The organism is Paraconexibacter sp. AEG42_29 (assembly GCF_040581415.1).
GTDB lineage: Bacteria > Actinomycetota > Thermoleophilia > Solirubrobacterales > Solirubrobacteraceae > Paraconexibacter.
In genome coordinates this window covers 1,243,248-1,269,589 of sequence record NZ_CP114014.1, presented here as the reverse complement: position 1 = coordinate 1,269,589, position 26,342 = coordinate 1,243,248, and the positions used below count along the sequence as shown (strand labels likewise).

Sequence of the window (26,342 nt, the reverse complement as noted above, 5' to 3'; positions counted from 1 at the left end):
CGTCCCGGAACGAGGAACGGGCGGCGACGTCGGGGGTGGGACTGGCGCGGCCCGCCCGTGCCGGCGGACCGCAGACCCGGGGCCGCGCCGAGCGATCTCGGAGCGCTCGCGCGAACGCGGGTCAGGTTCAGGCGGCCGCCCGTCACCGGGCGGCCGCTGGGACGGGCTAGGAGAAGAGCGCCGCGGCCGGGGCCGCCTCCGCGTCCTCGGGCGCCGAGTCGGACGCCTTCGGCGCCTTGCGCTGGACGGTCTCGCAGGAGCCCTTCGGGTTCTCGGCCGTCGCGTCGGCGATCACGTCGACGTTGTCGAGCAGCGCCTTGTCCTTGCCGTCGCCGCAGGTGATGCGGTCGACCTCGCCGTCGCGGGTGCGGATCGTGTCGTTGCCGCCCTGGCCGTTCAGCGTGTCGCCGACCTGGTCGACGCCGGGGCCGGGTGCGACGTCGCCGCGGGCGAGCGCCCAGAGCTGGTCGTTGCCGTCGCCGCCGTTGGTCGTGTCGACGCCGAGGTTGGCGTAGATCCGGTCGTTGCCCGCGCCGCCGTCCTGGGCGTCGTCGCCGGAGCCGCCGGCCATGTGGTCGTTGCCGCTCTCGCCGAACGAGATGTCGTTGCCGTTGCCGCCCGAGAGGCGATCCTGGGAGTCGCCGCCGCGCAGCGTGTCGTTGCCGTCGCCGCCGGACAGGCGGTCGAAGGAGGTGCGGTCGCCGGTGTTGTTGGCGTCGCCGGAGATCGTGTCGTCGCCCGGGCCACCGCTCAGGCGGTCGTTGCCCTGCACGCCGCTGATGAGGTCGTTGCCGGCGCTGCCGGAGATGCGGTCGTTGCCCGAGCCGCCGTTGAGGCGGTCGTCGCCGCCGAGGCCGGAGACGATGTCGTTGCCGGCGTTGGCGTTGATGACGTCGGCGACAGCGGTCCCCTTCAGGCGCTCACCACGAGCACTACCGTTGATGGTCGCCGCGAACGCGGTCGCCGGGATCAGCGCGAGTGCTGCGGCGGCCGTGATCGTGGCGCGGCGGGGAGTGGAAAGGTGCATGCGGGGTGTTCCTCCTGTTTGGGGGTGATGCCTCGGTCGTGCTGCGAACAGTTATGACCGACCCGACGCACCAGTAGTAGGTGTTCTCACCCGCCCCTCACCCTTCGTGAGAGGTTCGTGAGAAGACGGGGGTCCCGCGTGTCAGGATGACGGGCGTCGGCCATCGTCTTCCTCCCATGTCCCGCACCCTCGCGCTGATCCTCGTCGCTGTCCTGGCCCTCGCCTCGTCGGTCGCGATCGCGGGCGCGGCCAAGCAGCAGGGCACGCGCGGGCCCGACACGATCAACGGCACCGGCGGCGCGGACTCGCAGTCCGGCAAGAACGGCAACGACACCCTGTACGGCAACGGCGGCAACGACCGGCAGAGCGGCGGCCCCGGCGACGACCGCGTGTACGGCGGCCCTGGCAACGACTCGCTGGTCGGAGCTGAGGGCAACGACCTGCTCAGCGGCGACGCCGGCGACGACAAGCTCAGCGGCGGGCCCGGGGCCGACAGCCTGCTCGGCGGCGCCGGGGCGGACCGCATCAACGGCGGCCAGGGCCCGGACTCGATCGTCGGCGGCGCCGGGAACGACTCCATCGAGGCCCGCGACCGCGAGGTCGACACGATCTCCTGCGGGAGCGGGCGCGACACCGTGAGCGCCGACCGCGGCGACCGCATCCTCGGCGGCTGCGAGCGCGTGAAACGTGGCTGAGGACGCTTCGCGCCCGGTCGTCCTGCTGGTGGACGACGACCCGGGGATCCGGCGCACCCTGGCGATCGGCCTGGAGCTCGAGGGCTTCGCGGTCGTCCCCGCGTCCGGCGGACGGGCGGCGCTCGAGGCCGCGGCGTCGGTCCGGCCGGCGGCGATCCTGCTGGACCTCACGATGCCCGACCTTGACGGCCTGGAGGTGCTGGCCCGCCTGCGCGCCGGCGGGGACGACGTCCCGGTGTGCGTGCTGTCGGCCCGCGATGACGTCGACGACCGTGTGCTCGGCCTGCAGGCCGGCGCCGACGACTACGTCGTCAAGCCCTTCGCGCTCGAGGAGGTCGTCGCCCGCCTGCACGCGCTGCTGCGGCGGCGTCCCCCGGCCGCGCAGCAGGTGGTCAGCGCCGGCGACATCGCGCTGGACCCGGCGACCCACGAGGCCACGCGGGACGGCCGCGACCTCGAGCTCACCCAGCGCGAGTTCGCGCTGCTGCACCTGTTCCTGCGGCACCCCGGCGAGGTCATCGACCGCGCCCGGCTGCACGAGGACGTCTGGGGCTACACGTTCGACCCGGGGACCAACATCGCCGACGTCTTCGTCGGCTACCTGCGGCGCAAGCTCGAGGCCGACGGCGGCTCCCGCGTCCTGCACACCGTCCGCGGCGTCGGCTTCATCCTGCGCGTCTAGGGAGCCGTCCGGGTGCGCACTCTCCGCGGCCGGCTGACGCTCGGCGTGCTGACCGTCCTGGCCGCCGTGCTGCTCGTCGGCGGGATCGCGGTCAGCCGCGAGGTGGACCGCTCCGAGCGCCAGCGGGTCGACGACACCCTCGAGCGCACCGCCAACCTGTCGCTGCCGATCGCGGAGATCGCGCTGCGCAACGGGCTGCCCGGCATCGACGACCGCCTGGACGCCGTGCTGCGCGCGACCGGCAGCTCGCTCCGGCTCTCCCTCGGGGCCCAGACGCTGGCCGAGTCCGGGGCGACGCTCCCCCAGAGCCTGTCGGCCCCGGTCGGGTTCTCCACGCAGCGGATCCGCGGCCGGAACGTCCGGCTCTACACGGCGACGCTGCGCGACAAGGACCTCGGCGGCCTGGCCAGCCTCGTGGTGAGCAGCAGCCTGCGACAGGTGGAGAACCGCCAGGAGCGGCTGCGGCGGCGGATGCTGGCGCTCGGTGCGGGCATGCTCGTGCTCGCCGGCCTGGGGGTGTTCTTCGCCGCCGGCGGGGTCCTGCGCCCGCTGCGCCGGCTGCGGTCCGCGACGGCGTCGATCGCGGTCGACGAGGACCTCGAGCAGCGCGTCCCGGTCAGCGGTTCGAGCGAGGCACGGTCGCTGGCGGGATCGTTCAACGAGATGCTGGTCCGGCTCGGGCGGTCGGCCGACGAGCGCAACGCCGCGCTGGCCGCGACCCGGCGCTTCGCCGCCGACGCCGGCCACGAGCTGCGCACCCCGCTCACGAGCGTGCAGGCGTCGCTCTCGATCATCGCCCGCCATCCGCAGATGGACCCGGCCCAGCGCACGCAGCTCGCGGTCGACGCCCTGACCGAGCAGCGCCGCCTGGTGCACCTGCTGGACGGCCTGCAGGCGCTGGCCCGCGGGGACGCGAACCCCGTCGAGCACACCGACGTCGACCTGCTCGACGTTGTCGACGCGTCGCTGCAGTCCGCCCGCGCCCGCCATCCGGACGTCACCTGGATCACCGACCTGCAGGCGCCCGTCGACACCGTCACGGGCTGGGAGCCGGGACTGCGCCTCCTGGTCGACAACCTGATCGGCAACGCGGCACGGCACGGCCGGCCGGGCGGCTCGGTACGGGTGGCGGTGGCGCCCGCCGGCAGGGGTGTGCTGGTCACCGTCGAGGACGACGGGCCCGGCATCCCGCCCGCCGACCGCGAGCGCATCTTCGAGCCGTTCGCGCGGGCCGGCCACACCGACCGGCCGGGCTCGGGCCTCGGGCTCGCGCTCGTCGCCCAGCAGGCACGTCACCACGGGGCGACGGTCACGGTGGGCACCGCCGCGGACCTGGGCGGCGCCCGCTTCGAGGTCCGCTTCGGCGCCGCGCCGTCCTGACCGCGGCGATGAAGCGAGCACTGTCGCCGGACGCGTGGAGGGTTTGGGGGGCGTGCCCCGCCGGATCCTCCAAGGAGGCCCTGCCGCCCGGCCGTGCCCGGACGCGCGGAGGGTTTGGGGGGCATGCCCCGCCAAACCTCCGAGGACGCCGATGTCGCGGGTGTGGGGTGGGACCTTGCGCGCTGACGCATGCATGACATGCGCTGGGGGACAAGGTCCCCGGTTCCGGGGTTCGCACAGCCGGCCACCCGCCCACGGCCCCGCACCCAAGCCGCCGCGGCCGCTCAGCGCATACCGCCGTCTTCAGCCTGCCGTTTCCAGAGCTACCACCACCGGCAGGTCCTCGGCGTCAGCGCCACGGCTACCGACCACCAGGTCCGACCGCGACAGTGCTTCCGGCGCCACCGGCCCCCGTGCCCCCGCTGCCGAGATGCGACCCCTGAATCGCATCTCGACCGGCAAAGGGCGTCCCTGCGCTGCGGCGGGGGTCAGCGCACCGCGCCCAGCAGCCGCACCGCGAACGCCGCGAAGGCGTCCGGCGAGTACGTGTCCGGATCGGTCAGCACGAGGCGCATCGCCTCTTCCCCGGCGGCCATCAGCATGCGGGCGGCGATGTCCGGGTCGGCCCCCTCCAGAGCCGGTCGCTGCGTGAGCGCCCAGCGGATCAGCTGCGTGATCTGCCCGCGAACGAGCGCGCGACCCTGCTCGACCTGCTCGCGAACCAGGCGCGGGGTCTCCCCCGCCGGCAGCAGGATCAGGCGCCACGCCTCCGGCCGGGTCTGGACCGCGGCCAGCAGGCCGCGCGCCGCCTCCGCCAGCAGAGCCTCCGGCGTCGTCCCGGCGAGGTCGGTCGGCAGCGCGTTCTCGAGCGTCGCGAAGGCCCGCTCCCGCTCCCGCTCGAGCAGGGCCATCAGCAGCGCCTCACGACTGGTGAACGTGCGGTAGACGACGGGCTTGGCGACCGCGGCATGGCGCGCGATCGCCTCCATGCTCGCGCCGCGGTACCCGTGCTCCCCGATCAGCACGAGGGCGGCGTCGAGCAGCTGCTCGCGGCGCTCGGCCGGCGGGACGCGCGGCGCGTACGGGCGGCGCTTGACGGGGTCCTTCGGGGCGGTCGACATCGAACGCAAGCTTGACAGGAGGTTCGGTCGCCCAACATGATACGGTTGCGTAACTTACTCGTCGCCTGCCAGGACGCCTCCATGAGCACCGATTCCCTCGCCCTGACCGCCCACCACCGCCCCGCACGGCGCCAGCTCGCCTACGGCCTCGTCGCCGCGATGGCGCTCGGCTCGGTGGTCATGTGGGTCGCCATCCCCGCTGCGTGGGTGCTGCTGGCCGCCCAGGTGGCCCACACGCAGCCGACCCTGGGTCCGCTGCTCATTATCCTCATCGGCGCGCCGCTCACCATGCTGCCCGCCGCCAAGCTGCTCGGGACGCTCGACCGCCGCCACCAGGAGCTGTCCGGGACGCTCGACGAGCGTGCCCGTCACGCGCCCTGGAACCAGTCGATGCGCGACAGCCGCGGCGACGACGCACCGCGCAGCGTGCTCGCGGTCGTGATGGTCACCAGCGTCGCCATCGCGTTCGCCGCGCTGGCCGTCTGGTTCTTCTTCTTCGCCGGCTCGAGCCTGCCGTCATGAGCACGCCGAAGCACTCGCCCAGGGGGCTCGGCTCCGGTCGGGCGAACTTGCCGGCGGCTCCTTCGCCCAGGTCGGAGGTGCGCCGATGAGCACGCCCACCGACGCCCGCGACGCCGCGACCCTCGCGCAGCTGGCCGCGCTGGCCGCGGCCGACCCGGCCGCCGTCGCCCCGGCCGACCTCGCGGCCGTGGTCGCCGCCACGCCGCTCGCCGAGCTGCGGGCCGCAGCCGCCGGCAGCCTGCGCGACCTGACCATCGACATCGTCCTGGACCGCCTGCCGGAGTTCGTCGCCCCGGAGCGCTGGACCGGGGCCCCCGTCTGCCTCGCCCTGCGGCTGACCGGCCGCGCGGGAGGTGGCAGCGACACCGTGGTCCTGAGGCTCGACGGCGTGACCGCCACAGCCGACCGCGCCACCGGTGCGGCGACCACCGTCGACCCGGTCGACGTGACGATCGAGGCCGACGCGCTCGACCTGCTGCTGCTCGTCACCGGGCAGGAGCACGCGGCGCTGCTCTACCTGCGCGGGGGGCTGCGCCTGGAAGGCGAGGTGCGGCTCGCGATCGCCGCGGCCGGCTGCTTCCACATCCCCGGCGCGGCGTCGAGCAACCGCGACGGCCACGACGGGACCACCGACCTCGACCCGCTCGCGATCGACGCGAACGCCGTGGCGGCCGTGGTCCGCGACCTCTCCGACAAGGCGCTGCGCCAGCGGATGGCCGGCGGCGTGCGCGACATCGTCCTCGGCGAGATCTTCGCCCGCTTCGCGGACCACCTGCGCCGCGACCGCACCGCCGACGTCGACGCTGCCATCGCCTGGCGGATCACGGGTCGCGAGGACGGTGGCGTCGACGAGTTCGTCACCCACATCGACCATGGCGCGGTCGTCCTGGCGGAGCCCGGCAGCCTGAAGCCGCGCGTGAGCATCCAGGTGGAGGCCGCCGACTTCCTGCGGTTGGTCACCGGCAACGCCAACCCGGCGATGATGTTCATGCGGCGGAAGATCTCGGTCCGCGGCGACCTCGGCTTCGCGGCGCAGCTGACCGGGATGTTCCGGATCCCGTCCTGACGACGGGCGCCGCGCTCAGCGGCAGAAGCCCCAGAGACGGACCAGCGCCCGGGGGATCGGGCGGCTGGCCGTCCCGCAGCCGTTCTCGAACCCGTCGCCCTGGTCCACCCAGCCCCGGCCCGGGTACTTACGGAACTTCTCGGGCTGGTCGGCGAGCGCCTTCGAGAAGGTGGCGATCGCGTATCGCGTCGACCCGCAGCGGCCGTAGTAGACCGACCCCTTCCTGATCTGCCCGTCGCGCGGCCGCCCGTGTGCGTTGTAGAGCGCGGTGCGCGTGGCGTTGTCGACCGTCAGGTTGCGGCACGCCGGAGCGGCGGACGACCCTGCGGGAAGGACGCTCGCACCGGCGACCGCGAGGGCGGCGACGGCGACGGCGCCGACCGAGCGGCGGCGCAGGACGGACAGGCGGGCAGGCATGCTGCGGACCCTACCCGCGGGCGCCGCCGCTCATCCCCGTCCCCTTCGTGCCCGCGCCGCGACGGCGTAGGCTGCCGGGTACATGAGCTCGCGCGCCGTCCTGCCCCCCGGGCCCGCCGCCCCGCCGCTCGTCCAGACCGCTCGCTGGGTCCGTGATCCCGTCACGTTCTTCGAGCGCTGCCGCAACCGCTACGGCCGGCGCTTCACTGTCCGCTTCCTGTTCGGCCCGCCCATCGTGAGCCTTAGCGACCCGGCGGAGGTCAAGGCGATCTTCGGCGCGCCGCCCGACGTCCTGGAGCCCGGCTTCGGTGGCAAGATCCTGGAGCCGGTGCTCGGGTCGCGGTCCGTCCTCGTGCTCGACGGCGACGATCACCTGCGCCAGCGGCGGCTGATGCTGCCCGCCTTCCACGGCGAGCGGATGGCGACGCTGACCGGCGTCCTCGAGGAGGTCACCGAGCGGGCCGTCGCCGAGTGGCCGCGCGACCGGCCGATCGAGCTGCATCCACGGCTGCAGGCCCTGACGCTCGAGGTCATCCTGCGCGCGGTCTTCGGGCTCGAGCCCGGCCCGCGACTCGACGCGCTGCGGACCGTCTTCACCGCCTACCTGGAGGAGGCGTCCAAGCCCCACAACATGCCGACGGGACTGCAGCGCGACCTCGGCCGCCTGTCCCCCTGGGGCCGGTTCCTGCGTGTGCGCGAGCAGGCGCTCGGCCTGGTCAGCGCCGAGATCGCCCGCCGCCGCACCGCCGACCAGGGCGACCACGGGGACGTCCTCGCGATGCTGCTCGGCGCGACCGAGGAGGACGGGACGCCGATGCGCGACCTCGACATCCGCGACGAGCTCGTGACGCTGCTCGTGGCCGGTCACGAGACCACCGCGTCCCAGCTGGCGTGGACGTGCGAGCGGCTGGTGCGGACCCCGGACGTCCTGGCCCGCGCACAGGCGGCGGTCGACGCCGGGGACGACGCGTACCTGACCGCGACCATCCAGGAGGCGCTGCGCTGCCGCCCCGTGCTGATGTTCGCGCAGCCGCGGTTCGTCGCCCGGCCCATCACGGTCGGCGACGTGGCCTACCCGGCCGGCAGCTGCGCGCTGACCGCCAACGTGCACCTGGTCCACCACGACCCGGACATCTACCCCGATCCGTACGCCTTCCGGCCGGAGCGCTTCCTCGAGCAGGCGCCGGGGACCTTCACGTGGCTGCCGTTCGGCGGCGGCCGCCGGCGCTGCCTGGGCCAGGCGTTCGCGATGCTCGAGATGCGCGTCGTCCTCGCGGCCCTGCTGCGGACGACGGACCTCGCGAGGGACCCGGCGGCGGCCCCGGGCGACGAGGCGCACCTGCGCCGTCACATCACGGTCAGCCCGGCAGAGGGTGCGCGGTTGGTGCTGCAGTCCCGCCGGACCACGCGGCCGGCAGCCGCGGCGGCCTGACAAGCGCGCGGCATCCCGACGAGCGCGGTCGAACATCGATCCTGCCGTCCGTGGCGGGGCACGATGGATGTTCGACCCCGAGGAGCGGTGTGGCGCGCGCCCGGTCGGCAGCGGGCTACCGTAGGTCGGGATGCCGTCCCGCCGCGTCCTGCCCCTGCTCGTCATCAGTGCCGCCGCTGCGGGGCTCGCAGGTTGCGGCGGCGGCTCGTCGTCCACGACCACCACGGCGGCGGACGACGACCTCGCGTCCAAGACCCCGCAGGAGATCCTCGACGCGTCGGTCGCCGCAGTCGCGGACGTGCACAGCTACAAGATCCGCGGGTCCGTCGTCGACGACGACGGCCGGACGGTCATCAGCGCCTCCGTCAGGGACGACCGCTCGGTCAAGGCGACGTACACGACGAAGGGCGTGACCTCGTCCTACCTCGTGGTCCGCGGGCAGGGGTTCGTCCGCGGTGATCGCGCATATTGGCTCGACGGACGCAGCGACGCACGCTCGCAGCGCATCGCCCGTCTGCTCGCGGGCCGCTGGGTGAAGCTCTCGGCCGGCGGCGCGGCCGCGCTGCTCAAGGACGTCGAGCGCCTGATGCCGAAGGAACAGGCGTACTGCCTGCCGAAGCGGATCGGGACGCTGACGAAGGTCGGCGTGCGCACGGTCCGCGGCCGGCGCGTGGTCGTCATCCGGGACGCGGGCAACGTCCCCGGCGGTACGCCCGGCGAGCTGTCGGTCGCCACCAACGGGCGCGCGCTGCCGATGCGCGAGCGGCAGACCGGCCCGTCGCGTCCGGGCGGGACGTTCGAGCCGCGCTGCGACGACACGGACGACACGAGCACGAAGTCGGACGCCACCCTGAGCCACTGGGACAAGGTCGCGCCGATCAGGCTGCCGCGGAATCCGCTCGACCCGAGCAGGATCCTCCCGCCGCGCCGCACCCCGGGCGTTCCGGGTGCCGGCCCGGAGGGCGGCCTCTCGGCCTGAGCCGGCCACGGAGGTCGTGGGCGTTCCTGGCCCGGGAACGACCGAGGGCCCGCAGTGCGGGCCCTCGGGCACAGCCGGCACGTCAGGGGCGGCTACACCGCAGCCGCGACCTGCTCGTCCGTGTAGACCTCGCCGGCCTCGGCCTTGGCGACCAGGGACGCCGGCGGCTCGAAGCGCGCGCCGTACGCGGCCGCGAGCTCGTTGGCACGGGCCACGAAGCCGGCAACGCCGCCTTCGTAACCGTTGATGTACTGCAGGACGCCGCCCGACCAGGCCGGGAAGCCGATGCCCATGATCGAGCCGATGTTCGCGTCGGCGACCGACGGGATGACGCCCTCGTCGACGCACTTGACGGTCTCCAGGGCCTCGGCGAAGAGCATGCGCTCCTCGAGGTCCTTGAGGTTCACGGCGAACGGGTCGGCCGTCACCGGGAAGAGGTCCTTCAGGCCCTTGTACAGCCCGGTGCGCTTGCCGTCCGCGTACTCGTAGAAGCCCGCGCCCTTGAGGCGGCCCGAGCGGCCCTCGGCGATCATCTTGTCGATGACCGCGAACGCCGGGTGGTCGACCCACTCGCCGCCGTCGGCCTCGATGGCCTCCTTCGACGCCTTGCGGATCTTCGCCATGAGCTCCAGGTTCAGCTCGTCGCTGAGCTGCAGTACGGGCGCCGGGTAGCCGGCCTGCGAGGAGGCCTGCTCGATCGTGTTCGGCGCGAAGCCCTCCGTGAGCATCGCGATGCCCTCGTTGATGAACGTGCCGATGACGCGCGAGGTGAAGAAGCCACGCGAGTCGTTGACGACGATCGGGGTCTTCTTGATCTGCTTGGCGAAGTCGAGCGCGCGGTAGAGCGTCTCGTCCGACGTCTTCTCGCCCTTGATGATCTCCAGCAGCGGCATCTTGTCCACGGGGGAGAAGAAGTGCAGCCCGATGAAGTCGGCGGGACGGGAGACGCCCTCGGCCAGGCCGGTGATCGGCAGGGTCGAGGTGTTGGAGCCCAGCAGGGCGCCTTCGGCGAGGTGCGGCTCGATCTCCGCGAAGACCTGCGCCTTGACGGCCGGGTCCTCGAAGACCGCCTCGATGACCAGGTCGGCGCCGTCGGCATCGGCCGCATCGGCAGTCGGGGTGATCAGCGCCAGCAGCGCGTCGGCCTGCTCCTGCGTGGAACGGCCCTTCGCGACGGCCTTGTCGACGATGTTCTTGGAGTAGCCCTTACCGCGCTCGGCCGCCTCCTGAGAGACGTCCTTCAGCACGACCTCGATGCCGGCCTTGGCCGACACGTACGCGATCGCGGCGCCCATCATGCCGGCGCCGAGGACGACGACCTTCTTGGACTGGAACGTCTCGACGTCGTCGCCGCGGCCGCGCTTGCCGTTGACGCGCTGCAGGTCGAAGAAGAACGCCTGGATCATGTTCTTCGCGATCTGGCTCGTGGCCAGGGACGTGAAGTAGCGGCCCTCGATGACGAGCGCGGTGTCGAAGTCGACCTGCGCGCCCTCGACGGCGGCGGACATGATCGCCTTCGGCGCCGGGTAGTTCGCGCCCTTCAGCTGCTTGCGCAGGTTGGACGGGAACGCCGGCAGGTTGGCGGCGAGCGCCGGGGTGGCCGGGGTGCCGCCGGGGATGCGGTACTTCTTGTCCGCGTCCCAGCGCTGCTGCGCCTCGGGGTTCTCGGCGATGAACTTCTTCGCGGCCGGGATCAGGTCCTCCGGCGTGGCGACGAGCTCGTCGATCAGGCCGATCTCCAGCGCCTTCGCCGGACGGACCGGCTTGCCCTGGAGCAGCAGGCCCATGAGCGCGCCGACGATGCCCATCATGCGCACGGTGCGGGTGATGCCGCCGGCGCCGGGCAGCAGGCCGAGCTGCACCTCGGGGGTGCCGAGCTGGATCTTGGGGCTGTCGACCACGATCCGGCGATGGGTCGCCAGCGTGATCTCCAGGCCGCCGCCGAGGGCCGCGCCGTTGACGCAGGCGACGACGGGCTTGCCGAGCGTCTCCAGGCGCCGCAGCAGCGACTTGATCAACGTGACGCCGGCGGTGAACTCCGCGGCGTTCTCGGGGTTCACGCGCTTGAGGTCGTTCAGGTCGCCGCCGGCGAAGAAGGTCTTCTTCGCCGACGTGATGATGACGCCCGCGATGTCGTCCTTCTCGGCCTCGAGGCGGTCGACGGTCGCCTCCAGGGACGCGGTGAAGGCCGCGTTCATGGTGTTGGCCGACTGGTTCGGGTCGTCGAGGATCAGGTTGACGATCTTGTCGTCGCCCTTCTCGTAGCGGATCGTGGTGCTCTCGCTCATGTGCTGTCTCTCAGTTCTCTTGAGGTGATCGTGAGGGCCGCGGCGCTCAGATCGCCTCGATGACGGTCGCGATGCCCATGCCGCCGCCGACGCACAGCGTCGCCAGGCCGTAGCGCTTGCCGCGACGGTGCAGCTCGTCGATGAGCGTGCCGAGGATCATGCCGCCGGTCGCGCCGAGCGGGTGGCCCATGGCGATCGAGCCGCCGTTGACGTTCGTCAGCTCAGGGTCGATGTCGAGGTCGCGGATGAGCCGCAGCGCGACGGCCGCGAAGGCCTCGTTGATCTCGACGAGGTCCATGTCGGACGCCTTCAGGCCGGCCTTCTCGAGGGCCTTGCGGGACGCCGGCGCGGGGCCGGTGAGCATGATCGTCGGGTCGGCGCCGGAGACGGCGGTCGACAGGATGCGGGCACGCGGCTTCATGCCGTTGCGCTCGCCGGCGGCCTCGTTGCCGATGACCAGCAGCGAGGCGCCGTCGACGATGCCCGACGAGTTGCCCGCGTGGTGGACGTGGTCGATCTTCTCGACCCAGTGGTACTTCTGCAGCGCGACGGCGTCGAAGCCGCCCATCTCGCCCATGGCCGCGAACGACGGCTTCAGCTTGGAGAGCGACTCGACCGTCGTGCCCTTGCGGATGAACTCGTCCTTGTCGAGGACGACCTGGTCGTTGATGTCCTTGACCGCGATGACGGAGTTGTCGAAGTAGCCGGCCTCCTGGGCGGCCGAGGCGCGCTCCTGGGAGAGGGCAGCGAACGCGTCGACGTCGTCACGCGACCAGCCCTCGATCGTCGCGATGAGGTCCGCGCCGATGCCCTGGGGCACGAAGCCGGTGTCGAAGTTCGTCTCGGGGTCCATCGCCCAGGCGCCGCCGTCGGAGCCCATCGGGACGCGGGACATGGACTCGACGCCGCCGGCGAAGACGAGGTCCTCCCAGCCGGAGGCGACCTTCATCGCGGCGGTGTTGACGGCCTCGAGGCCGGAGGCGCAGAAGCGGTTCAGCTGGACGCCGGCGACGGTGTCCGGGAGGCCGGCCTTGATGGCCGCAACCTTGGCGATGTCGCCGCCCTGGTCGCCGATCGGGGAGACGCAGCCGAGGACGAGGTCGTCGATCTGGGCAGGATCGAGGCTGTCCTGACGGGACAGGGTCTCGTGGATCAGGCCGACGACCAGGTCGACCGGCTTGGTCCCGTGGAGGGATCCGTTGCTCTTGCCCTTGCCGCGGGGGGTGCGGATGGCGTCGAAGACCAGCGCTTCGGTGCTGCTCATGGTTGCGTGCTCCTGTGCTCGAGAGGCGTTCTCATCGAGCGGCGTCCCCGTGGGACAGCCGCCGGCCGCTGGCGCTGAATGGAGCCGGCAGCACCGGCATCGTAGCTGTCCGGCGTCGATTTCGACGTCTGGGATGAAACAGATTCATGTTTTCCCTGGAGGGGTGGGCCTACGATGCGGGGACCATGGGTTCCGGGACGACGTTGCGCGCCGCGTTCGCGCACACCAAGGCCGGCCACTGCGGTTCCGGCTCGCTGCGCGACCTGCTCGCGTTCGAGGGCCTCGACTTCGGCGCCGGACCGCTCTCCGAGGGCATGGTCTTCGGCCTCGGCGGCGGGCTCGGCTTTCTCTACACCCCGGTCGCCGACCAGCCGCAGCGCTTCTACCTCGTCGGCCGGACCGCGACGATGGAGCGGGACTTCGCCGCGCACCTGGGCATCCCGCTCGAGGTCCTGGAGACCGAGGACCCGGCCACCGGCTGGGGCTGGGTCCGGGACGCGATCGACGACCGCCGCCCGCTGATGGTGCTGGCGGACATCCAGCGCCTCGAGTACCTGCGCGTCCGGATGCAGAACACGCAGCACGCGATCGTGGTCGTCGACTACTCGGCCGACGAGGGCGTCGCGTGGATCGCCGACAACGACCGCGACGAGCTGGAGCCCTGTTCCCTGGAGTCGCTGGCCTCCGCGCGGCACTCGCCCGGCTTCCCGGGGCCGAACCGTCACAGGACGTTCGACTACACGTGGCCGGCGGCGCTGCCGGACCCGGCGGGGGCGGTGCGCGCAGCGGTCGCGACCGCGGTCCGCAACATGCAGGGCGGCGGCGACCCGCTCGGCGGGCTGAAGGACGCCGGGACCGGGCTCGCCGGGGTGGCGCAGTTCGCGGCGGCGTACCCGTCGTGGCCGGACGCGTTCGGGGACGACCTACCCGCCGCGCTGGCCGGCCTGCGCGTGTTCGTCGTGAAGGCGGGGACGGGTGGCGCGATGTTCCGCTCGCTGCACGCCGAGTTCCTGCACGACGCCGCGGCGGTGCTCGACGACCGTGCCCTCGGCCGGCTGGGCGAGGTCTACGACCAGCTCGCGGCGGCGTGGGTCGCGCTCGCGGAGGCTGCTGCGGCGGGCGACCACGCGGGCGGCGCGGGCGCGGTGGCGGTCATCCGGCAGCTGGAGCCCGCAGGGGTCGCGGGCATGCAGGCCTGGCTCGCGAGCTGACCCGGTCGCGGCCGGCGAACGCCCGGCCGGCACGGCGGGCTGCTGCGTCAGACCCCGACGAGCTCCCGTTCGGCGTCGCGGTCGCGCTCGGTGCGCGTCGCCTCCCACGCCTGGCGCTCGAGGTCGAACGCGTCCCACGCGATGCCGTCCGACGGGCCCGGGTCGCGCGGGGGCTCGTCCTCGGGACGCAGTCCGCCGCCGCCGTCGTCGCTGTCAGAGTCCGGGTCGCTCTCCTCGGCCTCGTCGACGATCCGCTCCTGCGACGTCGAGATCCAGCAGGACGTCATCGACAGGACGACCGCGATCGCCAGCCCGGCGAGCGCCGGCGTGATGACGACGAACCCCGGCAGGATCGTCAGCAGCCCGAGGACGACGACGCCCGCGGCCACGATGAAGGTCAGCGCCGACGACACCAGCAGACAGAGGCACAGCGTGCCGACGTGACCCGAGCGCATTCGCGGGGCCGGGACGGCGTTCGCGAGGATCGGGGTCGTCGCAGCCAGCGCGAGCGAGGCCTGGAGGTAAGCCGGCACGGGCGCAATGCTGCCAGGTCTCGCGCGTTCCGTGTGGCACTGGACGGACGTCTGAGCGCCCGGTTGGACGGACGGCTGTTCAGGCAGAGACACCGACAGCCCGCTCGCGCGCCCGCACCGTGCGCCGCGCGATCGACCAGCGATGCGTCTCGTTGGACCCGTCGTAGATGCGGAACGGCCGCACCTCGGCCATGTAGCGGCCCAGCGGCTCGACCGTGATCCCGTCGCTGCCGCAGAGCTGGACCGCGCTGTCGATGATCCGGAACGCCGCCTCGGAGCAGTGCACCTTGGCGATCGACGAGGCCAGGCCACCGTCGACGCCGGCGTCCAGGACGGCCGCCGTGCGCTGGATGATCGCGCGGCTCGTCTCGATGTCGATCACGGCGTCGGCGATCAGCCGCTGAGCGAGGCCGAGGTCGGCCAGGCGCTCCCCGAAGGCCTGACGCGTCGACGCCCGGTCGAGCGCGATCTCGAGCGACCGCCGCCCGAGCCCGAGCCACCGCATGCAGTGCGTCAGGCGCGCGGGGGCCAGGCGGACCTGGGCGTACTTGAAGCCCTGCCCGGCGGCACCCAGGACCTGGTCGTCGGGGACCACGCAGTCGGTCAGCGTGAGCCGCGCGTGGCCGCCCGGGCTGATGCGGTCGATGGTGTCGATCGCCTCCTCGACACGGAAGCCCGCGGCGTCCGTGTCCACGAGGAACATCGTCGCGCCGCCTTCCGTCTTGGCCATGACGATGGCGAACGCCGCGCCGACGCCGCCCGTGATGAACCACTTCTCGCCGTTGATGGCCCAGCCACCGTCGACGCGCTCGGCGGTCGTCTGCAGCATCGACGGGTCCGAGCCGGCGCCGGGGGCCCGCTCGGTCATGGCGAAGCACGAGCGCACGTCGCCGGCGGCCAGCGGCGCCAGGAAGCGGTCGCGCTGCTCCGGCGTGGCGATCTTCTCCATCATCGCCATGTTGCCCTCGTCGGGCGCGGCGCAGTTCAGCGCGAGCGGGCCCAGCAGCGAGCGGCCCGCCTCCTCGAACACGATCGCCTGGCCGCGCATGTCCAGGCCGAGCCCGCCCAGGTCCGCCGGCAGGTGCGGGACGAACAGCCCGGCCGCCTTGGCCGCGTCCTGTAGCTCCGTCTTGAACGCCTCGCTGGGCCCGTGGGCCCCGGCCGAATCGTCCCGCGCCTCCATGGGGATGACGACGTCGTCCACGAAGCGTCGCGTGCGCTCCTGCAGGTCGGCGAGCTCGGGGGACAGCGTGGGATCCGTGGGCATGCCCGGACCCTAGACCGCAGGGGCGTCCATCGGTCAGTCGCCGCCCTCGACCCAGAACACGCGGACCCCGCCCTTGCCGCAGCTGAGGTAACTGCCGCCCGGGCCGCTGACGCCCGCAGGCAGGCTGTACTGCCGGAACGTGTAGCCCTTGCGGCAGTGCCCGCGGCCGGTGGTCTCCCAGTACTGCGCCTCCTTGCGGCCCTTGCCGCAGGACCACCCCTTCACGCGCACGTGCAGCACGTACTTGCCGTTCGCGCATTTCTTGCTGCCGGCCAGCGGGGCCTTCGCCGCCCCCGCAGGGGCGGCCCCAGCTCCGAGAGCCGTGGCCGGTACGGCGAGCACGGCGAGGACGGACAGCAGCTGTCGGCGGCGCATGCCGGAGCAATACCCCGGTCACCCGCGCTCTAGTCCCGCGGCCGGCGCACCTCGATCGCCGGCAGGCCGTCCTCCCCCAGCTCCCGCTCCGGCGGCCACGGGCCGATGTGGTTGTCCCGCGCGCCGTCGATCGTGATGACCGATCCCGTCGTGTAGTCGCCCGCGGGGGACGCCAGCTGCGCGACCATCCAGGCGATCTGCTCCGGGGTGCCGAGCCGCTGCAGCGGGACGGTCTCCGCGGCGCCTTCGACGAACTGCTTTGGGTACTTCGTGAGGAACGTGTCGGTCCCGACGATGCCGGGGGCGATCGCATTCAGGCGGATGTTGAAGCGCGCCCACTCGATCGACAGCGTCTTCATCATCGACTCCATCCCGGCGCGGGAGGCCGACGAGTGCGTCATCCCGGGCAGCCCGGTGTGCGGCGTCATCGTGATCGACACGACCTTGCCGCCACCGGCCGGAATCATTGCCTTCGTCGCGCAGGCATGGGTCATGAGCCAGGTGCCCTCGAGGTTCAGGCGGATGACGGTGCGGAAGCCCTTCGGGGTGATCAGCTCGGCGGGGGTCAGGAACTGCCCGCCCGCGTTGTTGACGAGCAGGTCGATGCGCCCCTCCCGCTCGACGACGCCGGCGACCGCGGCGTCGACGTGGTCCTCCTCGCGGATGTCGCACACGACGGCGGTGCAGCGGCCGGACGGGTCGAGCGCGCACGTCTCCTCCAGCGGCTCGACGCGGCGCCCGAAGACGGCGACGCGCATCCCCAGGGACGCGAGCTCGAGCGCCGTCGCGCGTCCGATGCCCGAGCCACCGCCGGTGACGATCGCGACCTGGCCGTCCAGCAGCCCCTCACGGAAGATCTGACTCACGGTCCGCGAGCCTAATCGAGCACCCATGGACGGGTCACTAGCCTGGGCCGCGTCCCCCAGCAGACGAACGGAGCAGACGATGGCGACGATGCGCGCAGTGCAGATCAGCGAGGCCGGCGGGCCGATGCAGCTCGTGGAGCGGGAGGTGCCCGTCCCCGGCGCCCGCGAGGTCCGCGTCCGCGTGCAGGCCTGCGGCGTCTGCCACAGCGACGTATTCGCGGTGACCGGCGGATACCCGGGCGTCACGTTCCCGATCGTGCCGGGTCATGAGATCGCCGGCGTGATCGACGAGGTCGGCCACGACGTCGGCAGCTGGAAGGTCGGCCAGCGGGTCGGCGTCGGCTGGTTCGGCGGCAACTGCGGCCACTGCGAGCCGTGCCGCCGCGGCAACTTCATCGCCTGCCAGAACACGGGCATCCCCGGCGTCACCTTCGACGGCGGCTACGCCGACCACGTGGTGGTCCCGGCGACCGCGCTCGCGCTGATCCCGGACGACCTGTCCGCCGAGGACGCCGCCCCGCTGCTCTGCGCGGGCGTGACGACGTTCAACGCGCTGCGCCGCAGCGACGCCCGCGGCGGCGACACGGTCGCGGTCCTCGGCGTCGGCGGGCTCGGGCACCTCGGCATCCAGTTCGCGCGCCGGCTCGGGTTCCGCACCGTCGCCATCGCCCGCGGGACGGCGAAGGAGGAGCTCGCCCGCGAGCTGGGCGCCCACCACTACATCGACTCGACGCAGGAGGATCCCTCCGAGGCGCTGCAGGCGCTCGGCGGCGCCACCGTCATCCTCGCCACCGCCTCGAACGCCGACGCGCAGGCCGCGGCGGTCGGCGGTCTCGCGCCGAACGGGCGCCTGATCATCGTCGGCGCGTCGATGGACCCGCTCGGCGTGCCGCCGGCGGCGTTCATCGGCGGCAGCACGGGAATCGTGGGCCACGCGTCCGGGACCTCGCAGGACTCGCAGGACACGCTGGCCTTCAGCGAGCTGGCCGACGTGCGGCCGATGATCGAGACGATGCCACTCGAGGAGGCGCAGGCGGCCTACGACAAGATGATGGCCGGCGACGCGCGGTTCCGGATGGTCCTGCTGACCGGGAGCTGAGCCGGGCAGCAGCTCCCCCGGCGCGCGGGGGACAGGAGGGGCATTCCCCCGATGTGGGCCGGGGCGGCCGGAGGCAGAGTGCCCGCCATGAGCACTCCGACTCCCCGCCACCTCCTCCTCCCCCTCGCCCTCGCCGCACTGGCCGCGACCGGGGCCACCGCGGCGCTCGCGACCGCCGAGGACGCGGCCGCCCCGCCCACCGTCCGCTTCGCGCTCGCCGCCGCCGACGGCAGGACCGCGCCGACCGGGCCGGCCACGGTCCCGCCCGGCGCCGTGCGCATCGACGTGGCCACCAAGGCCAAGGGCATGCACGGCTTCCAGCTCCTCCGCCTGCCGGCCGGCGCCGACGTCCCCGCGATCCAGCAGCGGGTGAGCAAGGCCCGCAGCGACGACGACTTCGAGGCGCTCGGCGGCGTCGTCGCCGTCGGGGGCACCGGCGTGTCCGCCCGCCGCAAGGGATCGATCGTCGTCGACCTCACGTCCGGGACCTACCTGCTGGCCGACCTCAGCTCGCAGAAGGGCGTGCCCTCCGTCCCGTTCACCGTCGGCGAAGGCAGCGGCCCGGGGCTCCCGGCCGCGCCCGCCGCGACGATCTCGATGTTCGACTACAAGTACGAGATCGCCGGGAAGCTGCCGCGCAAGGGCGACGTGCGGATCGTCAACAAGGGCAAGCGCAACCACATCGTCGTCGTCTTCAAGACCGCCGACGCGAAGGGCTCCGCGCGCCTGGTGAAGGCGGTCAGGGCGGACGATCAGCGCGCCGCCGGCAAGGAGATCCGCGGCGAGGGCACGAGCGCGAACGCGGTCGGCCCCGGCCAGGCGCACGACCTCACCGTCGCGAACGCCCCCGGGAACTACGTCCTGGTGTGCTTCGTGAAGAGCAAGCAGTCCAAGGGCAAGGCGCACAACGCCCTCGGGATGGTGAAGGCCGTCACCGTGAAGTGACCGGGCCGGGGCCGCCCCCGCTCAGAGGCCGAAGTCCCCCCGGCGCGCTTCCGGCACGAGGTCGAGGTAGACCGCGTGCCGCTCGATGTAGCCGCTGACGAACGGGCAGAACGGCAGGACCGCCAGCTGCTGGGACCGGGCGTCGTCGAGCGCCGACTTGATGACGGCCGTCCCGAGGCCCTGCCCTTCGAACTGCTGATCGACCTCGGTGTGGATGAAGGCGATCAGCCCACCGCGCTTGCGGTACTGGGCGAACCCCGCGAGCATGCCGTCCTGGTGGACGTCGTAGCGCTCCCGCTCGGCGTTGTCCGTGACGTCGACTGACATGCCTCGAGCATAGACCCGGACCGGTCCGCAGCCCGGCCCGCGGCATGCCGCGCCTTGCTATGACGCCCAGTAGTCGGACGTCCGAGCATCTGGTAGCGTCGTCCCATGAGTGGAATCGAGACGTTGGGTGTCGTCGGCGGCGGATTCATGGGCACCGGGATCGCGGAGTCCGCGGCCCGGGCCGGCCTCTCGGTGGTGATCTACGAGCCGGAGCAGGCACCGCTCGACCGGTCCCAGGCGAGCCTCGAGAAGTCGATCGGGCGCGCGGTCTCCCGCGGCAAGCTGTCCGACCAGGAGGGCAGCGACATGCTGAACCGCGTCGCCTGGACCAGGTCGCTCGACGACTTCGACGGCGTCGATGGCGTGGTCGAGGCGATCATCGAGGACGCGAAGGCCAAGGGCAGCATCTTCAAGAAGCTCGACGCGCTCCTGCCGGACGCGACGTTCCTCGCATCGAACACCTCGTCGATCCCGATCGCCGAGATCGCCGCCTGGACCCAGCGACCGGACCGCGTCATCGGGATCCACTTCTTCTCCCCCGTCCCGGTCATGAGCCTCGTCGAGATCGTCCGCGCGATCGACACCTCGGACGAGACGCTCGCGGCGGCCGGCGCCTTCGCGGCGACGATGGGCAAGCACCCGGTCCACACCGCGGACCGCGCGGGCTTCATCGTCAACATGCTGCTCGTCCCGTACCTGATGTCCGCGATCCGCATGTACGAGGACGGCTTCGCGACCGCCGAGGACATCGACGAGGGCATGAAGCGCGGCTGCGGCCACCCGATGGGCCCGCTGCAGCTCGCTGACTTCATCGGCCTCGACGTGATGTACGCCATCGGCGAGTCGCTCTACGAGGAGTTCAAGCGCCCGGACTTCGCGCCGCCGCCGATCCTGAAGCGGCTCGTCGTCTCCGGCCACTTCGGCCGCAAGTCGGGCCGTGGCTTCTACGAGTACCCGCCGGCGAAGGTCCCCGCCGCGGCCTGAAGCCGCCGTCAGTCGTCGCCGGACTCGAAGTCCCCGGCGGCCAGCCGCAGGTCGCGCAGGACGTCGGTCACGACGACGATGTCCGACCGCTTCAGCGGCTCCATCCCGAAGCTGATCGCGTTCAGCGCCTCCGTGGCGGCGGACGCGGTCCCCCGACCGGTGTCGGTGATCGTCGCGAGCGTCGTCCGGCGATCGGTGGGGTGTGCGGACCGCACGACGTACCCGAGTCCCTCGAGGCCGTCGATGAGGCTGGTGACGCTGGTCGGGTGCACCTGCAGCCGCGCGCCCATCTTGCCGAGCGGCAGTTCGCCCTCGCGGCTGTAGAACAGCAGCATCAGCGCCTCGTAGCGCGGGAACGACAGGCGGTAGGGCTCGAGGGCCTCGTTGAGTCGCGCGAGGACGATCTGCTGCGCGCGCATCATCGACGTCACCGCCATCATCGGCGGGGCGGACGCCGCCCCCCAGTGCTTGCGCCACTGGCGGCCGGCCTCGTCGATCGGATCGAAGGTCAGCGGGTGTGCCACGTCCTGCAGCTTTCCACATGCGCTCCCGGCCACCGCCACTCGGCCACCCGGGGGCCGAGTGGCGACGGGCGCCACGCCGGGATGACGGAAATCGCAGCTCGGCACCGTGAGGCGCTGAGCGGGCGCTCAGGTCGCGTCGTCGAAGGAGCCGTGGCGGCCCGCGCCCGCGGCGAAGCGGCCCGCACCCTCGACGGCGGCCGTCAGCGCCCGCAGCCCGTGCTGCCACTCGTTCGCGATCGCGGCGGGCACGTCCTGGCCCGCCTGCTCGATCGCCGACAGGCGGTCGCCGCGCATCGTCACCTGCGGGAACCGGCTCAGCTCGCGGGCGAGCGCCTCGGCCGCGCTGCGGCTCGTCCCCGCCGGGACCACCCGGTTGGCCAGCCCCATCCGCTGTGCCTCGTCCGCGGCGACCGCACGCCCGGTGAGGATCATGTCCATCGCGTGGCTGTGGCCGATCAGCCGCGGCAGCCGGACGGTGCCGCCGTCGATCAGCGGCACGCCCCAGCGCCGGCAGAAGACCCCGAAGACGGCGTCCTCCTCGACGACGCGCAGGTCGCACCAGCACGCGAGCTCGAGACCCCCCGCTACGGCGTGCCCGGCGACCGCGGCGATGACGGGCTTGGACAGGTGCATGCGGGACGGCCCCATCGGCCCGTCGCCCTCGGCGTCGATCCGGTTGGACCGCTCGCCGCCCATCGCCTTCAGGTCGGCCCCGGCGCAGAACGTGCCGCCCTCGCCCCAGAGGACCGCGACGGCGGCCTCGTCGTCGGCGTCGAACGCCCGGAACGCGTCGGCCAAGGCGGCCGCGGTCGGGCCGTCGACGGCGTTGCGGACCTCGGGGCGGGCGATCACGATCGTCGTGACGGGCCCGTCCCGCTCGCTGCGGACGGTGCTCATGCCCGGGACCCTACGCCGCGGCGCGGGCGCCGTCGCGGACTGCCGCGGCCGTCGCCTCGGCCGCGCTGACCTGCAGCGCGAACGGGTCGGCGGCCACCCGGCCCGATGCGAGCGCGAAGACCACGTCGCCGTCGTAGGCGGTCGCCACCGGGTGCACGGCGCGCGCGACGCCGGCCGTCGCCGCGCGGGCCAGGAGCCAGGCGCCGGTGCGGTCGAGGATCGCGTCGGTCATCACGGCGATCAGGACCGTGGCCTCGCGGCCGGCCGGCGGGTCCGCGAAGGCGCGCCCGTCGCGGATCAGGTCGGCGGTCGACCAGGAGCGGCCGCCGGCATCGCGGCTGGCCGCCAGCAGCGTCCCGTCGGCGCCGACGACCTCGCCCACGGGATTGACCACGGCGAGCGCCGTGACGAGCGCTCCCGCCGTCGTGTCGGACGCCACGCCGATCCCGGTCCGCGTCCAGCCGTCGGGCCCCAGGAGCTTGCCCGCCGCGACGCCCGCCCCCGCGCCGACCGGGCCGCGGGCGGGCGGATCGGCGGACGCCGCCTCGCAGGCGGCCCGGCCCGCGGCCGCATCGGGACGCGCCGCGGGGTCGAGCGCACCGAGGTCGAAGACCACCGCCGCCGGCACGAGGGGCACGCGCACCCCGGACCGTGTCAGGTGACCGCGATCGTGCTCGGCGAGCCAGCGCACGACGCCGTCCGCCGCGGCCAGGCCGAATGCGCTGCCGCCCGTCAGCAGGACGCCGTGCACGTCGCGCCCGAGGCTGGACGGCGCGAGGACATCGGTCTCGCGCGTCCCGGGGCCGCCGCCGCGGACCTCGACGCCCCCCACCGCGCCGGCGGGCGCCAGCACCACGGTGCAGCCGGTGTGGCCGCCCGGGTGCGTCCAGTGGCCGACCTCGAAGCCGTCCGGCAGCCGCGCGGAGCTCATGGCGTCCCCACGCGTTCGTCGAAGCCGTCGGCGACCTTGCGCAGCAGGCGGTCGAGGGTCCGGCGCTCGCGCTCGCTGAGCGGCGCGAGCATGCGCTCCTCGGCCGCCATGTGCCGGGTGAGCGCCTCGTCGGTGACCTCCCGCCCGCGTTCGGTGAGCGACACCGCGACGGCACGGCGGTCCTCCGGCACGGTCGTGCGGTCGATGAGCCCGCCGCGTTCGAGCCGGTCGAGCCGGCTCGTCATCGTCCCGGAGGAGACGAGCAGCGCGGCCGAGAGCCGCGACGGCAGGAGCCGGTACGGGGGCCCGCTGCGCCGCAGCGCGAACAGCACGTCGCCCTCCGCCGTCGTCAGGTCGTAGCTCGCGGCGAGCGTCCCGATCGCGGCGCGGGCCAGGTCCGCGGTCCCGAGCAGCCGGGCGACCGTGGCCATGGTCGCGACGTCGACGTCGGGGCGCTCGCGGGTCCACTGGTCGACCAACTGGGCGACGCGGTCATCCATGCCGCGACTGTACCCCACCCAAGTATCTTGACATCGAGATACTCGACTGAAAGTATTAGCTCATGCCAAACGAGTTCTTCGTCCTCCGTCCCGGCGAACGCGTCACCGTCGTCTCCCACACCGCCGACCTGCTGGAGGTCGAGGCGGTGCTGACGCCGGGCGGCCGGCTCCCGCCGAAGCACCTGCACCCCGAGCAGGACGAGCGCTTCGAGGTCCTCGAGGGCACGCTCCGCGTGGTCGCCGGGGGCCGGACGCAGGCGTTTGGCCCGGGCGAGAGCGTCGACATCCCGCGCGGGACGCCGCACACGATGGACGCCGGCGGCGACGCGCCGGCGCGGGTGCGCTGGCAGACGCGACCCGCGCTCGGGACCGTGGCCTGGTGGAGCGCGGTCGACGCCGCCGGCCGCCGGTACGGCGGCGGCCAGGTTCCGCTCCCCGTGCTCGCGCGCCTCGTCCAGCGTCACCAGGCGGTCTTCCGCCTGGCGCTCCCCGGTCCGCTGCAGGGCCCGGTGCTCGCGCTGCTGGCGCGGCTACCTACCCGCCGGCCGCCGGCGGGCTAGTCAGCCGGGCGCTTCACTGCTCGTGCTGCGGGTGGTGCCCCGCGACGTGGAATCGGCGGCCTCGCGCGCCGCGCGGCCCTCGGCCTCACGCTGCGCGCGCGTCTTGTACTCGGCCGCCGAGAGGCGCACCTTCGCGGCGTCACGGTCGTCCCGCGCCTTGGTCCGCGCGCGCATGGCCGGGTCCGCGTCGGTCCAGAAGCCGTGCACGGCCGACATGAGCGGGATCAGGAAGATGCCCGTGATGAACATGCCGAGCGGGACGATCGCGAAGCCCGCCGAGCTGAACGTCTTCGTGACGACACCGGCGAACAGCTTCGTGCCGGCGGCGAAGAGGAAGACCCCCACGATCGCGAGCAGCACCGACATCACGCGGCGCATGTAGTCGTAGGCCTCGAGCGGATAGTGCTCCTGCTGGTCGTTCACCTGCTCCACCTCATGTCAGCTGCTGCTCCGTGTTCCCTGTCTTTCCACTGCCCACCCCTTCCGGAAGCCAACCGTAGACCATGCGGGCAGGCACGGACGCGAACCGGGCGGCTGAGCCCGGACCCAAGCCGAGCGCGGCCCGTAGGATGCGCCGCCGATGCCCGCCCCCCGCCGCACCCGGCGCCCACCGGCGCACCGATGAGCGCGGGCGAGTGGTGCGCGCTCCTGGCCTTCGCGGCCGGCGGGCTGCTCCAGGCCGCGACGGGCTACGGCTTCGCGGTCCTCGCCGCCCCCGTGCTGGCCGCCGTGGTCGCGCCCGAGCGGGCGCTGCCGAGCCTCGTGATCGTCGGGACGCTGGTGAACGCGCTAATGGTCGCGACCGATGCGTACGCGGACCGGCGCGCCGGACGTCCCCGCGACGCTCCCGATCTGCGGCTGTCCGTGGCGCTGATGGCGATCTCGGTTCCTGGCACGGTGGCCGGCATCGCGCTGCTGCTCGCGCTGCCGCGCGAGGCGCTGCGCGCACTGGTCGCCGGGGCGGTCATCCTGGCGGCAGTGGCCCGCGCGGCGCGTCCGACCGTCGTCGGCGTCCGCGGGCGGGAGACGGTCGGCGCCGGCCTGGTGGCGGGCGTCCTCGGTGGCTCGGTCGGCTTCAACGGGCCGCCGGTCGTCCTCCTGCTGCTGCGCCGCGGCACCACGCCCGAGCAGAGCCGCGGCACGCTCGCGGTCTACTTCGCCGGGATCGGCGTGCTGACCGGGCTGTTGCTGGTCGCCGAGGCTGCGCTCGACCCGATCGCGCTGACCCCGCTGCTGCTCGTCGCCGCCGTGGCCGGGCAGGTCGTCGGCCGTGGGCTGCGGCCGCTGCTGGCGGGCCACCACGAGCGGACGTCGGTCCTGGTCCTGGCGTTCAGCGGCGCGGTCGCGCTGGCGTCGGCCGTGGCGACGCTGCTGTGAGGCGCTGACAGAGTTCGGAACTGTCTGTTAGCGTCGGCGGTCATGAGCACCCCCGACCTGCTCAGCGCCCGGTTCCCCCACATGCGAGCCGGCTACGAGAGCTACTACCTCCGCACCGCGCGGCCGGAAGGCGGGCTCGGCGTCTGGATCCGCTACACCGTCCACCGCCGCCCGGGGCACGCGCCGACCGGCTCCCTCTGGTTCACGCTCTTCGACGCGGACGCGCTCGCCCCGTCGGCGACGAAGGTCACCCTGGAGGATCCGCGCACCGGCGACGGCGCCTGGATCCGCATCGGTGCGGCCGACTTCGGCCCCGGGACGTGCCGGGGCGCCGCCGCCGCCCCGGGCGGGGCGGACGTGTCGTGGGAGCTGTCGTTCAGCGGCGCGCCGTTGCTGGCCACGCTGCCGAAGGCGTGGATGTACCGTGCGCCGCTCCCGCGGACCAAGCCCGTGAGCGTGTACCCGGTCGCGCGCGTGTCGGGCACCGTCGTCGTCGACGGCCGGCGCATCGACCTGGACGCCTGGCCCGGCATGGTCGGCCACAACTGGGGGACCGAGCACGCCGAGCGCTGGATCTGGCTGCACGGGATGGCGTTCGACGGCGCCGGCGAGGACACGTGGCTGGACGTCGTCCTCGGCCGCCTGCGGATCGCCGGGCGCACGACACCATGGACCGCGTCCGGCACGGTCAGCGTCGACGGCGAGCGACTGGCCCTGGGCGGTCCCGGCCGGATCCGCTCGACCCGGATCGACGAGCACCCGGACCACCTCGTCTTCGGGCTCACCGGCCGGGGCGTCCGGGTCACCGGCGCGGCCCAGGCACCCCGCGAGCGCTTCGTCGGCTGGATCTACGCGGACCCGGACGGATCGACGCACCACACGGTGAACTGCTCGATCGCCGACCTCGAGCTGACCGTCGCGCGCGACGGTCAGCCGCCACGCACGCTCACGGCGCCGGGGCTCGCCGCCTACGAGCTCGGGATGCGCGAGCGCGACCACGGCATGACGATCCAGCCGTTCGCCGACGGCTGACCACCGACCGGCCGGCGACCTGGCGGCCGGAGGGTTCAGCC

The 26,342-nt window shown here is 73.3% G+C and carries 29 protein-coding genes; 14 read left to right on the top strand and 15 right to left on the bottom strand.

Going from position 1 to position 26,342, the window contains the following annotated elements; all coding sequences use genetic code 11:
- Nucleotides 1-166 precede the first annotated feature (166 nt).
- The gene (locus tag DSM112329_RS06125; RefSeq protein ID WP_354700930.1) at nt 167-1,027 is read right to left on the bottom strand and encodes a calcium-binding protein; all 861 of its coding nucleotides are present in this window, start codon (nt 1,025-1,027) and stop codon (nt 167-169) included.
- A 176-nt stretch (nt 1,028-1,203) separates the two neighbouring features.
- On the opposite strand from DSM112329_RS06125, the gene DSM112329_RS06120 reads away from it, so the two are divergent.
- Genes DSM112329_RS06120 through DSM112329_RS06110 form a run of 3 tightly spaced genes read left to right on the top strand, consistent with a single transcriptional unit; the run spans nt 1,204 to nt 3,784 of the window.
- Complete coding sequence (locus DSM112329_RS06120; protein WP_354700929.1) at nt 1,204-1,722, top strand: calcium-binding protein; 519 nt, start codon at nt 1,204-1,206, stop codon at nt 1,720-1,722.
- Entirely contained in the window at nt 1,715-2,404 is a 690-nt protein-coding gene (locus DSM112329_RS06115; protein WP_354700928.1) for a response regulator transcription factor, read from the top strand. Before DSM112329_RS06120 ends, DSM112329_RS06115 begins: the two co-directional genes overlap by 8 nt.
- Nucleotides 2,405-2,416: 12 nt before the next feature.
- Nucleotides 2,417-3,784, top strand: coding sequence for a HAMP domain-containing sensor histidine kinase (locus DSM112329_RS06110; RefSeq protein WP_354700927.1), 1,368 nt, complete (start codon nt 2,417-2,419; stop codon nt 3,782-3,784).
- 488 nt (nt 3,785-4,272) lie between these two features.
- On the opposite strand, the gene DSM112329_RS06105 is transcribed toward DSM112329_RS06110, so the two are convergent.
- Entirely contained in the window at nt 4,273-4,905 is a 633-nt protein-coding gene (locus DSM112329_RS06105; RefSeq protein WP_354700926.1) for a helix-turn-helix domain-containing protein, read from the bottom strand.
- Between the two features lie 81 nt (nt 4,906-4,986).
- Between DSM112329_RS06105 and DSM112329_RS06100 the strand changes: the two genes are divergently transcribed.
- Together DSM112329_RS06100 and DSM112329_RS06095 are read left to right on the top strand one after the other, a co-directional pair.
- On the top strand, nt 4,987-5,427 hold the full coding sequence (locus DSM112329_RS06100; protein WP_354700925.1) for a hypothetical protein: 441 nt from the start codon (nt 4,987-4,989) through the stop codon (nt 5,425-5,427).
- 85 nt (nt 5,428-5,512) lie between these two features.
- Nucleotides 5,513-6,493, top strand: coding sequence for an SCP2 sterol-binding domain-containing protein (locus DSM112329_RS06095; RefSeq protein ID WP_354700924.1), 981 nt, complete (start codon nt 5,513-5,515; stop codon nt 6,491-6,493).
- Between the two features lie 15 nt (nt 6,494-6,508).
- Here DSM112329_RS06095 and DSM112329_RS06090 read toward each other — a convergent pair whose 3' ends face one another.
- The gene (locus tag DSM112329_RS06090) at nt 6,509-6,910 is read right to left on the bottom strand and encodes a hypothetical protein (protein ID WP_354700923.1); all 402 of its coding nucleotides are present in this window, start codon (nt 6,908-6,910) and stop codon (nt 6,509-6,511) included.
- Between the two features lie 82 nt (nt 6,911-6,992).
- Here DSM112329_RS06090 and DSM112329_RS06085 point away from each other — a divergent pair, with 82 nt between their 5' ends.
- Nucleotides 6,993-8,342, top strand: coding sequence for a cytochrome P450 (locus tag DSM112329_RS06085; protein WP_354700922.1), 1,350 nt, complete (start codon nt 6,993-6,995; stop codon nt 8,340-8,342).
- A gap of 130 nt (nt 8,343-8,472) precedes the next feature.
- A complete protein-coding gene (locus DSM112329_RS06080; protein WP_354700921.1) occupies nt 8,473-9,321 on the top strand; it encodes a hypothetical protein in 849 nt (282 codons plus the stop codon).
- Nucleotides 9,322-9,413: 92 nt separating this feature from the next.
- Here the strand turns inward: DSM112329_RS06080 and DSM112329_RS06075 are convergent, their stop codons facing one another.
- Together DSM112329_RS06075 and DSM112329_RS06070 are read right to left on the bottom strand one after the other, a co-directional pair.
- Complete coding sequence (locus tag DSM112329_RS06075; RefSeq protein WP_354700920.1) at nt 9,414-11,609, bottom strand: 3-hydroxyacyl-CoA dehydrogenase NAD-binding domain-containing protein; 2,196 nt, start codon at nt 11,607-11,609, stop codon at nt 9,414-9,416.
- Nucleotides 11,610-11,655: 46 nt separating this feature from the next.
- Nucleotides 11,656-12,873 carry an acetyl-CoA C-acetyltransferase gene (locus DSM112329_RS06070; RefSeq protein WP_354700919.1) on the bottom strand — a complete coding sequence of 406 codons (1,218 nt, stop codon included), beginning with the start codon at nt 12,871-12,873 and terminating at the stop codon, nt 11,656-11,658.
- Between the two features lie 185 nt (nt 12,874-13,058).
- Here DSM112329_RS06070 and DSM112329_RS06065 point away from each other — a divergent pair, with 185 nt between their 5' ends.
- Nucleotides 13,059-14,084, top strand: coding sequence for a BtrH N-terminal domain-containing protein (locus DSM112329_RS06065; protein ID WP_354700918.1), 1,026 nt, complete (start codon nt 13,059-13,061; stop codon nt 14,082-14,084).
- A 47-nt stretch (nt 14,085-14,131) separates the two neighbouring features.
- Here DSM112329_RS06065 and DSM112329_RS06060 read toward each other — a convergent pair whose 3' ends face one another.
- From DSM112329_RS06060 to DSM112329_RS06045, 4 genes are all read right to left on the bottom strand, one after another.
- Nucleotides 14,132-14,617: a hypothetical protein gene (locus DSM112329_RS06060; RefSeq protein ID WP_354700917.1), complete on the bottom strand. Its 486-nt coding sequence runs from the start codon at nt 14,615-14,617 to the stop codon at nt 14,132-14,134.
- 79 nt (nt 14,618-14,696) lie between these two features.
- Nucleotides 14,697-15,884 carry an acyl-CoA dehydrogenase family protein gene (locus DSM112329_RS06055; RefSeq protein WP_354700916.1) on the bottom strand — a complete coding sequence of 396 codons (1,188 nt, stop codon included), beginning with the start codon at nt 15,882-15,884 and terminating at the stop codon, nt 14,697-14,699.
- A gap of 33 nt (nt 15,885-15,917) precedes the next feature.
- Nucleotides 15,918-16,259 (bottom strand): hypothetical protein, encoded by a 342-nt coding sequence (locus DSM112329_RS06050; RefSeq protein ID WP_354700915.1) that lies wholly within the window; start codon nt 16,257-16,259, stop codon nt 15,918-15,920.
- Nucleotides 16,260-16,288: 29 nt separating this feature from the next.
- The gene (locus DSM112329_RS06045; protein WP_354700914.1) at nt 16,289-17,125 is read right to left on the bottom strand and encodes an SDR family oxidoreductase; all 837 of its coding nucleotides are present in this window, start codon (nt 17,123-17,125) and stop codon (nt 16,289-16,291) included.
- A gap of 79 nt (nt 17,126-17,204) precedes the next feature.
- Here DSM112329_RS06045 and DSM112329_RS06040 point away from each other — a divergent pair, with 79 nt between their 5' ends.
- Together DSM112329_RS06040 and DSM112329_RS06035 are read left to right on the top strand one after the other, a co-directional pair.
- A complete protein-coding gene (locus tag DSM112329_RS06040; RefSeq protein ID WP_354700913.1) occupies nt 17,205-18,224 on the top strand; it encodes an alcohol dehydrogenase in 1,020 nt (339 codons plus the stop codon).
- Nucleotides 18,225-18,311: 87 nt separating this feature from the next.
- On the top strand, nt 18,312-19,169 hold the full coding sequence (locus DSM112329_RS06035; protein WP_354700912.1) for a hypothetical protein: 858 nt from the start codon (nt 18,312-18,314) through the stop codon (nt 19,167-19,169).
- A gap of 21 nt (nt 19,170-19,190) precedes the next feature.
- Here DSM112329_RS06035 and DSM112329_RS06030 read toward each other — a convergent pair whose 3' ends face one another.
- Nucleotides 19,191-19,496, bottom strand: coding sequence for a GNAT family N-acetyltransferase (locus DSM112329_RS06030; protein WP_354700911.1), 306 nt, complete (start codon nt 19,494-19,496; stop codon nt 19,191-19,193).
- 105 nt (nt 19,497-19,601) lie between these two features.
- Between DSM112329_RS06030 and DSM112329_RS06025 the strand changes: the two genes are divergently transcribed.
- Complete coding sequence (locus tag DSM112329_RS06025) at nt 19,602-20,480, top strand: 3-hydroxybutyryl-CoA dehydrogenase (protein WP_354700910.1); 879 nt, start codon at nt 19,602-19,604, stop codon at nt 20,478-20,480.
- Nucleotides 20,481-20,488: 8 nt separating this feature from the next.
- On the opposite strand, the gene DSM112329_RS06020 is transcribed toward DSM112329_RS06025, so the two are convergent.
- The 4 genes from DSM112329_RS06020 to DSM112329_RS06005 all read right to left on the bottom strand — a co-directional run bounded on the left by DSM112329_RS06020 (nt 20,489) and on the right by DSM112329_RS06005 (nt 23,332).
- Nucleotides 20,489-21,004, bottom strand: a complete 516-nt coding sequence (locus DSM112329_RS06020) for a MarR family transcriptional regulator (protein ID WP_354700909.1) — start codon at nt 21,002-21,004, stop codon at nt 20,489-20,491.
- Between the two features lie 126 nt (nt 21,005-21,130).
- Nucleotides 21,131-21,901, bottom strand: a complete 771-nt coding sequence (locus tag DSM112329_RS06015; RefSeq protein ID WP_354700908.1) for a crotonase/enoyl-CoA hydratase family protein — start codon at nt 21,899-21,901, stop codon at nt 21,131-21,133.
- 10 nt (nt 21,902-21,911) lie between these two features.
- Nucleotides 21,912-22,832, bottom strand: coding sequence for a P1 family peptidase (locus tag DSM112329_RS06010; RefSeq protein ID WP_354700907.1), 921 nt, complete (start codon nt 22,830-22,832; stop codon nt 21,912-21,914).
- Complete coding sequence (locus tag DSM112329_RS06005) at nt 22,829-23,332, bottom strand: MarR family transcriptional regulator (protein ID WP_354700906.1); 504 nt, start codon at nt 23,330-23,332, stop codon at nt 22,829-22,831. Before DSM112329_RS06005 ends, DSM112329_RS06010 begins: the two co-directional genes overlap by 4 nt.
- A 62-nt stretch (nt 23,333-23,394) precedes the next feature.
- Between DSM112329_RS06005 and DSM112329_RS06000 the strand changes: the two genes are divergently transcribed.
- A complete protein-coding gene (locus DSM112329_RS06000) occupies nt 23,395-23,892 on the top strand; it encodes a cupin domain-containing protein (protein WP_354700905.1) in 498 nt (165 codons plus the stop codon).
- Here DSM112329_RS06000 and DSM112329_RS05995 read toward each other — a convergent pair whose 3' ends face one another.
- The gene (locus tag DSM112329_RS05995; RefSeq protein WP_354700904.1) at nt 23,893-24,315 is read right to left on the bottom strand and encodes a hypothetical protein; all 423 of its coding nucleotides are present in this window, start codon (nt 24,313-24,315) and stop codon (nt 23,893-23,895) included.
- 198 nt (nt 24,316-24,513) lie between these two features.
- On the opposite strand from DSM112329_RS05995, the gene DSM112329_RS05990 reads away from it, so the two are divergent.
- Together DSM112329_RS05990 and DSM112329_RS05985 are read left to right on the top strand one after the other, a co-directional pair.
- The gene (locus DSM112329_RS05990) at nt 24,514-25,269 is read left to right on the top strand and encodes a sulfite exporter TauE/SafE family protein (RefSeq protein ID WP_354700903.1); all 756 of its coding nucleotides are present in this window, start codon (nt 24,514-24,516) and stop codon (nt 25,267-25,269) included.
- A 42-nt stretch (nt 25,270-25,311) separates the two neighbouring features.
- Nucleotides 25,312-26,301: a hypothetical protein gene (locus DSM112329_RS05985; RefSeq protein WP_354700902.1), complete on the top strand. Its 990-nt coding sequence runs from the start codon at nt 25,312-25,314 to the stop codon at nt 26,299-26,301.
- The last annotated feature ends 41 nt before the right edge of the window (nt 26,302-26,342 follow it).

Coding starts and splice junctions, on each gene's coding strand:
- DSM112329_RS06125 (WP_354700930.1), bottom strand. CDS start 1,027: ATGCACCTTTCCACTCCCCGCCGCGCCACGATCACGGCCGCCGCAGCA.
- DSM112329_RS06120 (WP_354700929.1), top strand. CDS start 1,204: ATGTCCCGCACCCTCGCGCTGATCCTCGTCGCTGTCCTGGCCCTCGCC.
- DSM112329_RS06105 (WP_354700926.1), bottom strand. CDS start 4,905: ATGTCGACCGCCCCGAAGGACCCCGTCAAGCGCCGCCCGTACGCGCCG.
- DSM112329_RS06100 (WP_354700925.1), top strand. CDS start 4,987: ATGAGCACCGATTCCCTCGCCCTGACCGCCCACCACCGCCCCGCACGG.
- DSM112329_RS06095 (WP_354700924.1), top strand. CDS start 5,513: ATGAGCACGCCCACCGACGCCCGCGACGCCGCGACCCTCGCGCAGCTG.
- DSM112329_RS06090 (WP_354700923.1), bottom strand. CDS start 6,910: ATGCCTGCCCGCCTGTCCGTCCTGCGCCGCCGCTCGGTCGGCGCCGTC.
- DSM112329_RS06085 (WP_354700922.1), top strand. CDS start 6,993: ATGAGCTCGCGCGCCGTCCTGCCCCCCGGGCCCGCCGCCCCGCCGCTC.
- DSM112329_RS06080 (WP_354700921.1), top strand. CDS start 8,473: ATGCCGTCCCGCCGCGTCCTGCCCCTGCTCGTCATCAGTGCCGCCGCT.
- DSM112329_RS06075 (WP_354700920.1), bottom strand. CDS start 11,609: ATGAGCGAGAGCACCACGATCCGCTACGAGAAGGGCGACGACAAGATC.
- DSM112329_RS06070 (WP_354700919.1), bottom strand. CDS start 12,873: ATGAGCAGCACCGAAGCGCTGGTCTTCGACGCCATCCGCACCCCCCGC.
- DSM112329_RS06065 (WP_354700918.1), top strand. CDS start 13,059: ATGGGTTCCGGGACGACGTTGCGCGCCGCGTTCGCGCACACCAAGGCC.
- DSM112329_RS06055 (WP_354700916.1), bottom strand. CDS start 15,884: ATGCCCACGGATCCCACGCTGTCCCCCGAGCTCGCCGACCTGCAGGAG.
- DSM112329_RS06050 (WP_354700915.1), bottom strand. CDS start 16,259: ATGCGCCGCCGACAGCTGCTGTCCGTCCTCGCCGTGCTCGCCGTACCG.
- DSM112329_RS06040 (WP_354700913.1), top strand. CDS start 17,205: ATGGCGACGATGCGCGCAGTGCAGATCAGCGAGGCCGGCGGGCCGATG.
- DSM112329_RS06035 (WP_354700912.1), top strand. CDS start 18,312: ATGAGCACTCCGACTCCCCGCCACCTCCTCCTCCCCCTCGCCCTCGCC.
- DSM112329_RS06030 (WP_354700911.1), bottom strand. CDS start 19,496: ATGTCAGTCGACGTCACGGACAACGCCGAGCGGGAGCGCTACGACGTC.
- DSM112329_RS06025 (WP_354700910.1), top strand. CDS start 19,602: ATGAGTGGAATCGAGACGTTGGGTGTCGTCGGCGGCGGATTCATGGGC.
- DSM112329_RS06015 (WP_354700908.1), bottom strand. CDS start 21,901: ATGAGCACCGTCCGCAGCGAGCGGGACGGGCCCGTCACGACGATCGTG.
- DSM112329_RS06010 (WP_354700907.1), bottom strand. CDS start 22,832: ATGAGCTCCGCGCGGCTGCCGGACGGCTTCGAGGTCGGCCACTGGACG.
- DSM112329_RS06005 (WP_354700906.1), bottom strand. CDS start 23,332: ATGGATGACCGCGTCGCCCAGTTGGTCGACCAGTGGACCCGCGAGCGC.
- DSM112329_RS06000 (WP_354700905.1), top strand. CDS start 23,395: ATGCCAAACGAGTTCTTCGTCCTCCGTCCCGGCGAACGCGTCACCGTC.
- DSM112329_RS05990 (WP_354700903.1), top strand. CDS start 24,514: ATGAGCGCGGGCGAGTGGTGCGCGCTCCTGGCCTTCGCGGCCGGCGGG.
- DSM112329_RS05985 (WP_354700902.1), top strand. CDS start 25,312: ATGAGCACCCCCGACCTGCTCAGCGCCCGGTTCCCCCACATGCGAGCC.